This window comes from uncultured Mailhella sp. (assembly GCF_944324615.1).
GTDB lineage: Bacteria > Desulfobacterota > Desulfovibrionia > Desulfovibrionales > Desulfovibrionaceae > Mailhella.
The window spans coordinates 1-6,744 of the sequence record NZ_CALUWY010000101.1 but is presented as its reverse complement, the minus strand read 5'-3'; the positions used below and the strand labels follow the sequence as shown (position 1 = coordinate 6,744).

The 6,744-nt window shown below is 60.6% G+C and carries 7 protein-coding genes and 1 tRNA gene; 4 read left to right on the top strand and 4 right to left on the bottom strand.

Annotated features, from left to right (window positions below):
* Together Q0K07_RS12720 and Q0K07_RS12715 are read right to left on the bottom strand one after the other, a co-directional pair.
* Positions 1–360 (bottom strand): hypothetical protein (locus Q0K07_RS12720; RefSeq protein WP_294559736.1); only part of this gene is annotated, 360 nt, incomplete at its 3' end.
* A 94-nt stretch (positions 361–454) separates the two neighbouring features.
* Positions 455–1,459: an RNA polymerase sigma factor RpoD/SigA gene (locus tag Q0K07_RS12715; RefSeq protein WP_294559737.1), complete on the bottom strand. Its 1,005-nt coding sequence runs from the start codon at positions 1,457–1,459 to the stop codon at positions 455–457.
* A gap of 477 nt (positions 1,460–1,936) precedes the next feature.
* Between Q0K07_RS12715 and Q0K07_RS12710 the strand changes: the two genes are divergently transcribed.
* The 4 genes from Q0K07_RS12710 (at position 1,937) to Q0K07_RS12695 (ending at position 4,295) form a co-directional block, all read left to right on the top strand.
* Positions 1,937–2,455: a TlpA disulfide reductase family protein gene (locus Q0K07_RS12710; protein WP_294559735.1), complete on the top strand. Its 519-nt coding sequence runs from the start codon at positions 1,937–1,939 to the stop codon at positions 2,453–2,455.
* 5 nt (positions 2,456–2,460) lie between these two features.
* Positions 2,461–2,973, top strand: a complete 513-nt coding sequence (gene hpt / locus Q0K07_RS12705) for a hypoxanthine phosphoribosyltransferase (RefSeq protein WP_294559734.1) — start codon at positions 2,461–2,463, stop codon at positions 2,971–2,973.
* A 190-nt stretch (positions 2,974–3,163) separates the two neighbouring features.
* Complete coding sequence (locus Q0K07_RS12700; RefSeq protein WP_294559733.1) at positions 3,164–4,144, top strand: DUF3426 domain-containing protein; 981 nt, start codon at positions 3,164–3,166, stop codon at positions 4,142–4,144.
* Between the two features lie 75 nt (positions 4,145–4,219).
* Positions 4,220–4,295, top strand: a tRNA-Phe gene (locus Q0K07_RS12695).
* A 771-nt stretch (positions 4,296–5,066) separates the two neighbouring features.
* Here the strand turns inward: Q0K07_RS12695 and Q0K07_RS12690 are convergent.
* On the bottom strand, positions 5,067–5,507 hold the full coding sequence (locus Q0K07_RS12690; protein WP_294559732.1) for a cytochrome c3 family protein: 441 nt from the start codon (positions 5,505–5,507) through the stop codon (positions 5,067–5,069).
* Between the two features lie 42 nt (positions 5,508–5,549).
* Positions 5,550–6,473 carry a formate dehydrogenase accessory protein FdhE gene (locus Q0K07_RS12685; RefSeq protein ID WP_294559731.1) on the bottom strand — a complete coding sequence of 308 codons (924 nt, stop codon included), beginning with the start codon at positions 6,471–6,473 and terminating at the stop codon, positions 5,550–5,552.
* Positions 6,474–6,744: the final 271 nt, after the last annotated feature.

The following is a 6,744-nucleotide window of genomic DNA, read 5'->3' as shown; positions in this document are numbered from 1 at the left end:
AAGATCGTCCGGCATCTGCGCCGAGGCGTTCTGGATGAGCATCACGGCGTCGTTTTCGTGGTCGTGGGCCAGCAGCCAGATGGCCGCGTCGATGATGGGCGAGGAGGAGGGCAGGCGGTAGGAACCCGTGCCGAAGCGGAGAAGTCTTTCCGCGGCGTCGAGCACGGCATCCTTGTCGTTGCGGTCCAGCGCGGCATCAAGCTTGAGCTGGGCAAAAATGAGCTCCGCCCTCTGCGACGGCTCCTGCGGTGTGAGGCGTGAAAGGGGAAGAAAGCGTTCCTGACGTGCGGAAAGAGCGTTCTTGCCCGTGGCCGTGCACCCGGCGGGGAGCAGCATGAGGGCAAGAGTGAGAACCAGCATCAGGCGTTTTGCACGCCTTGAGGAAGCGGCATGCCGCCCGGCCCGGAAACTTGGCATGGAGTGACGGGACATGAAAATACCTGCGGCGGAAGAGTCAGGGCTGTATCCACTCTTCCGAGAAGTCTTTGATCTCGCGCCCGAGATGTTCTTTCAGTTTTTCCAGCAGGCGCGCTTCCAGCTGGCGTATGCGTTCACGAGTGACATTGTAGCGTTCGCCGATTTCCCGGAGCGTGGCGGGTTCGTCGGTGAGCAGCCGGTGCTCCAGAATATAGATTTCCTTTTCCGAAAGGGAAGGAATGAGCTCCGCTATGCTCTCGCGCACCAGGCGGGAGACTTCGGAATCGGCTATGCCTTCCTCCACCCCCGGCCCGAGTGCGGGCAGAAAGTCCATGCGCGAGGCGCTGCCGTTTTCGTCGCTCACGGGAAGGTCGAGGGAAACGTCGCCCGCGTCCAGGCGCTGCTGCATTTCCACCACCTGATCCTGCGTGACGCCGAGGCGCTCGGAAAGAAGCGCCGTGTCCGGGTCGAAGCCCTGAAGGATGAGCTTCTGCCTTTCGCGGTTCAGGTTGTAGAACAGTTTGCGCTGGGCCTGCGTCGTCCCTATTTTCACCATGCGCCAGTTGTCCATGATGAACTTGAGGATATAGGCCTTGATCCAGAACGAAGCGTAATAGGAAAATTTGATGCCCTTGTCCGGGTCGAACTTGTTCACCGCGCGCAGAAGCCCCACGTTCCCTTCCTGAATGAGGTCGAGCACGTTCTGCATCCACCGGCGCTGAAAGTCCATGGCGATGCGCACCACGAGGCGCAGATGGGAGGAGATGATGCGGAAGGCCGCCTGCGGGTCGCCGTGATCGCGCACACGCCGGGCAAGTTCCGTTTCCTCTTCCGGTTCCAGAAGGGGAAATTTGCTGACCTCCCTCAGGTAGCTCTGGAGATTGTCGCGCACGGGCACGCTGGGCAGTCTGTCCTGCGCCAGCGCGGGCAGATTGCTGCCGAGGTCGATGACCTTTCCGTCCTCGTTGAAATCGTCGAGGGTGGAAAAATCCTCATCGGGGACCAGTTCGCCTTCCTGCGCCTGCTCCAGTTCCGCTTCCATGACTTCCGGGGAATCGTCCCCTTCGGCGGAAGAGTCTTCTTCCTGCGGGGTATCTTCCTCCGTGCCGTCGGGCAGGGGGTCCTTTTCCGCGGAAGCGCGTTTTTTCCGGCCGCCTTCAGCACTGCCGGAGGATTCCTTCACGGAAGCGCGCGCTGCGGAAGACGATGCTGAAGCCTGATCTTCGGAAATGTCGATGACATCCACATCTTCCTTGGATATCTTGCGTTTTTTGCCCCGCGCAGAAGACGGGCCGTGCCCGGGTTCTGCGGAGGCAAGAAGTTCGGCTTCGCGCGCGTCAGAAATTTTTGTCATGGAGCCATCCTTATTTCGGCGGCGCTTCCGGGGTGGAAGCTTGGTTGCCGGAATGTATCCTATAGTTTAAGGTTGGCGTTTTCAACGATTTTCAGTACACCTAGAAAAGTTCGCGGGAGAAAAGCCTTCCGCGCCGACTTTTGAGGAAAAGGAAGGAGTTGTTTTATGTCTGGAAGGCCGTCGGGCTTTTTTCGCCGCCTGGCCGGAGTGCTGGTCGCAGGCGTTGCAGCCGTTGTTCTGGCCTGTCCTGCGGGCGCGGCCCCGGGGCAGGATGCCGGCAGGCACCTGAAGCCTGTGCACACCTATGAGCTTCTCGATGAGCTCGCCGCCAATCACGGCAAGGTGATTCTGGTGAATTTTTTTGCGGCGTTCTGCGGCCCGTGCCGCAGGGAAATACCGGAACTTATGAAAATGCGGAAGGAGATTCCCGAGGAGGATCTGCTCATCATAGGCATTGCCATTGATGAGAATATCCGCGAGGCCGATTCCTTTGTGAAGTCCATGGGCATGCTGGGAGCCTACCCCGTGTACTACGGCGGCGAGGAACTGGCCCGTGCCTACCGCATCGACGCCATTCCCTTCAACGTCATCTACAACAGGGACGGGCACATTGAGGTGAGCGAGGCGGGCTATGTCCCGGCTCCGGAAATGAAACAGTTTCTCATGAGTCTCATCAGGCGGTGATCGGCATGCTCAGAGAAGTATTGGGAGAAGAGGTCATCAGGCGGCGTGTTGCGGCCATGGCTGAGGAAATCGACGCGCTGTACAAGGGCGAAGGCGTGGTTGCCGTATGTGTGCTGAAGGGGGCGTTCTTCTTTTTCAGCGACCTTGTCCGGGCCATGAAGACGGAAGCGGCCATCGACTTCGTGCGTCTTGCCAGTTACGGAGACGGGCAGAACAGCAGCGGAAAGGTGCGGATTACCAAGGATGTGGAAATCAACGTGGAAGGCCGCCATGTGCTGATCGTTGAGGATATCGTGGATACGGGCCGTTCCATGAACGTGCTCATGCAGCACCTTGCCGCCCTCGGCGCGAAGTCCGTTCGTCTGGCCGTGCTCGTCGACAAGAAGGAACGGCGGGAATTTCCCGTGCATTCCGATTTTGTGGGCTTTGACCTGCCCGCGGGCTTCATTGTGGGGTACGGCCTCGACTGTGCGGAGCGCTATCGTGACCTTCCGGCCATTTATGAGCTGCTGGCATGAGCCGCTTGACTGCTGATGCAGCCGGTGTATGGTCGCAAGCGTCCCCTGAAGCGTCATGTTTACAGGCACGCTTCGGGAACATGGAGAAAAAACGCTGTTTTTCTGCAGCCCGGCCTTCGGCCCGTTCCCGCTTTTTCCGCGCGGCATGGCCGGAAAAGCAGCCCGCCTCAGTATGGATGGAGAATGCCTCATGAATGTTACCTGCCCGCAGTGCAATACGGTCTATCGCCTGCCCGATGAAAAAGTGAAGCCCGGCGTCAAGCTGCGCTGTTCGGTCTGCCGTCATATTTTCGCTCTTGCCGTGGAAGAGGCACCGATTCTTCTGGACCGGCCCGAAGCTTCTCCCGTTCAGGAGGAAAAGCCCGCGCCCGAAAGCGGCACGCTGGATTTCGGCCCTTCGTCGCGGCGTGCTCCCGAGTACGGCGGCGACGGTGCGCTTTCTCTGGGCGGCTCGTCCTCCGGCGGCAGGGGGCTTTCCCTGGATATGGATGAACCCCGCAGGGATCGGAGCGCCGGACATGACAGAGGCATACAGGGCCTGCGGCTGGACGGCGCGGGCGGGGCGGAAGCCTTCGGCGGCCTGGACATGCCCCGCAGGAAGCGTTCCATTCTTCCTGCGCTCTTCAGTCTCGTGCTTTGTGTGGGACTGGGAGCAGGCTGCTGGTGGATGTGGTCGAATACTCCCTATCTCGACGGACTGAAGGGCCTTGTCGCTCCCTACCTCGGCCTGGAAACGGCCGACGCCTCGGATCCCCTTTCTCTGGTGAGCAAGCTGGAACTCAGGGACGTGCGTCAGTGCCAGGTGAAGAATGAAAAGCTCGGCAACCTGATCGTCATTGAAGGCAAGGTGATGAACAACTTCCCCACGCCGCGGGAGCTCATCCGTCTGGAAGCGGAGCTGTACGACGCTTCGGGGAACATGCTCGTTTCCCAGCAGCAGCTTGCAGGCAGCAGCATAAGCTCCTTCCAGCTGGAAGTGCTGGACAAGGAGGAACTCGACAAGGCGCTGAACAGCACCCTTGATGTGGTTTCCAGCAATGTGAACGTGCTCCCGGGCAACGAAGTGCCCTTTACCGTGGTCTTCGTCAATCCGCCTGCCGGGGCGAGCGACTACAAGGTGCGCATTGCGGAGGCCTCCCTCCCCAAGGGCCCGGGTAATCTTTCCGAGTGAGCGGTGGATTTTTTCGGGAAAGAGGAAAAAAACACTTGCCAAGTGTGCTGAGTTGAAGTAAGTTCTCTTTGTTGTGCCGAGGTAGCTCAGTTGGTAGAGCAGGGGACTGAAAATCCCCGTGTGGGCAGTTCGATTCTGTCCCTCGGCACCACCGAATTTCAGGGTTGCAGCCTTCGGGTTGCAACCCTTTTTGTATTAATCGCATCCGCTTGTGAACAACGGCAGGCCTGCACGGAGAAAAAGCCCCGCAAGGACGCGCCGTGATGCGCCGCGCGCCCGGGAGAAGGGCACGGACGGTTCCCTGCCGCAGAAGGCAGAAGAGGCGTCTGCCTTCATCATATTCCTACAGGTGTTTTTTCGGTCGGAGCCGGGCCCGGATGTTCCGGAAGGAGCCATGCGGCAGTATCGGCAGGGGCTGCGGAGCGCTCCGGGGAGCGGTCTGGCGGAGAAGCACGCGGGCACGCGCATCCTTGTTGTTGCCGTCTTCCGTATCGTATCAGCCGGTGAGGTGCGGCAAGAGGCGCTTTCCTCGAATCAAGGGGCTGTGACCGGCATCCGGTCTCTGCTTTTACGGAGAAAGAGCGGGGTACGGAGTTTCGTCCTTATCAGAACGCGGCGCTTGCGGAGTCTTTTTTGCGGGAAGAAGCAGCCGCCCCCGTTGCGGAAGGCAGCGTTTTTTCTGCATGTGGAGCGGAAGGGCGCGTGAGGGAACTGTGCGGAATGCCGGACGCTGCCCGACGCGCGGACGGCGGGAAGCCGGGAGAAAAGCATGTTTTTTTGTGGATACAGAGGCAGCGCGCCATGCCCGGTTTTCAGGTATCCGGGGCGGACGTTCCGGCGCGCAGTCTGACGGATAAGGGTATGCGAAAGGCCCATGGTCCCCGCAGGGAGCATGGGCCTTTCTTCACCGGCACAGGGAAAATTACTTTTCTTCGGCGGGCTGGTTGGGATGGCAGGGGCGGCAGCCCTGGAATTCGGGATGTTCCGCCTTCAGGCTGTTGTGACAGCCGAAGCAGGAGCGCATGGTGTCACGGCTGTGGAAGGCCATGAAGCGGCTCTTTTCGTCGTTGCTTCTGCCCTTGATGGTATGGCAGCCGTCATTGGCGCTGCACGAGGCATAGGGGGATTTTTCCAGCGAAGGGCTGTAGTGGCAGATGCCGCAGCGCGGCTTGTGGTGGCAGGTATCGCAGGTGACGTTGCTGTGGGTGCTGTGGTTGAACGTCACCGCGAGGCGGGGCGTTTCCTCGCCGCCCAGCACGATGGGATTTTTGGGGTACTTGATCGCTCCCTTGAAGTCCTGAGCGCCTGCAGGGGCACACCAGGCCAGGGAGATGAGGAGTGTGAGGATGAAAAGCGGTCTCATGCGCAGTCTCCCAGTCAGTCGGGACAATGCCCGGAGAGGTGGCTAGAATTGGTTCCAGAAGGAGGGCTTGAGCGGCTGCAGGCCTTTCTGGGCCGCGACGATGTCAAGGTGCATCATGCCGAGAGCCATGGCGTCCATGTCGGGCACGGTATCCCGTTCCCTGAGATCCACGGAGGGGCAGTAGCTTTTGCATTTCGTGCACCAGTCGACGCGTTCCCCCCGGTTGCCGCCGGTTTCCCGAAGAAGTTCCATGACGCCGGAGCCTTCCTGTCCGCAGGCGGGGCAGGCCCCGCGGCGGAAATGCCAGTTTGTTCCGCACAGCGCACAGTGCAGGTGCTTTTTCCCGCCGCCCCCGGCCAGATACGCGTTTTTTTCATCGAAAACTCGGGGTTCCAGATAGGAAACGGAAGGGAAGGAGCCGCATACGGGGCAGAAGCCCTGCATCCATGAGGCGGGGCGCTCATCCCAGGGGGAATCGTACTTTGCCGCCACGACACGGATGACGGGGCCGAGGCACGCTTCCAGCGCGAACACGAGCACCGGCGCGGGAAGCTTTGCGCCTTCCGCAATCCGGGCAAGGCCGGTTTCGTTGCCGTCGAGCAGCGCCTGAGCAGCCTTCATGGCATCGTCTTCCCTCTGGAAGAAGCCTTCCAGAGCGGCTGAATATCCGCCCATGGACGGAAGGGACGCCAGAAGCGGCAGAAGCGCCCCTGCCGATTCCCGCAGAAGGGGGAAAAGCCCGTTCAGCGAGGCTCCGGCAAGGAGCGGCACCCCCTGCTGCGCTCTTTCCGGCCGCCACGGGGGCAGGGAAAAGTCGCTTTCCTCCAGCATGGGGGCCAGCTTTTCCGGCAGAGCCGCGCGCGCCTCAAGAAGGGGCGTGAACGCAGTAAGTACCGGCTGGAGCACGGGCCTGCGGGAGGCTGTTTCGGCAAGGGTTTCGGATACTGTCTGACGGGAAATGGCCATGATGACTCCTGAAAGGCTGGAAGCGGCAGAGCCGCGGAAAGGGAGGCGGAACGCCCGGCACATACGCCGGAAAAGGCCCGGAAGGGCCCGGCAGTTTAGCCGAAGCTGGCGAATTCGTGATAGAATTTCGGCTCTTCAGCAAGCAGGTAGATGACGCTGACTTCTTCGGCGTCCACAAGGCGGGCCTTGGGGAAGCGTTCCTTCGCTTTGGCCAGACGCGCATTCGCTTCTTCCAGCACCTCGCCGCGTTCACCGAAGACCATGGCTCCCG

What these genes read in the sequence shown, in the direction of transcription:
- Q0K07_RS12715 (WP_294559737.1), bottom strand. Translation starts at nt 1,459, where the DNA reads ATGGAAGCGGAACTGGAGCAGGCGCAGGAAGGCGAACTGGTCCCCGAT.
- Q0K07_RS12710 (WP_294559735.1), top strand. Translation starts at nt 1,937, where the DNA reads ATGTCTGGAAGGCCGTCGGGCTTTTTTCGCCGCCTGGCCGGAGTGCTG.
- hpt (WP_294559734.1), top strand. Translation starts at nt 2,461, where the DNA reads ATGCTCAGAGAAGTATTGGGAGAAGAGGTCATCAGGCGGCGTGTTGCG.
- Q0K07_RS12700 (WP_294559733.1), top strand. Translation starts at nt 3,164, where the DNA reads ATGAATGTTACCTGCCCGCAGTGCAATACGGTCTATCGCCTGCCCGAT.
- Q0K07_RS12690 (WP_294559732.1), bottom strand. Translation starts at nt 5,507, where the DNA reads ATGAGACCGCTTTTCATCCTCACACTCCTCATCTCCCTGGCCTGGTGT.
- Q0K07_RS12685 (WP_294559731.1), bottom strand. Translation starts at nt 6,473, where the DNA reads ATGGCCATTTCCCGTCAGACAGTATCCGAAACCCTTGCCGAAACAGCC.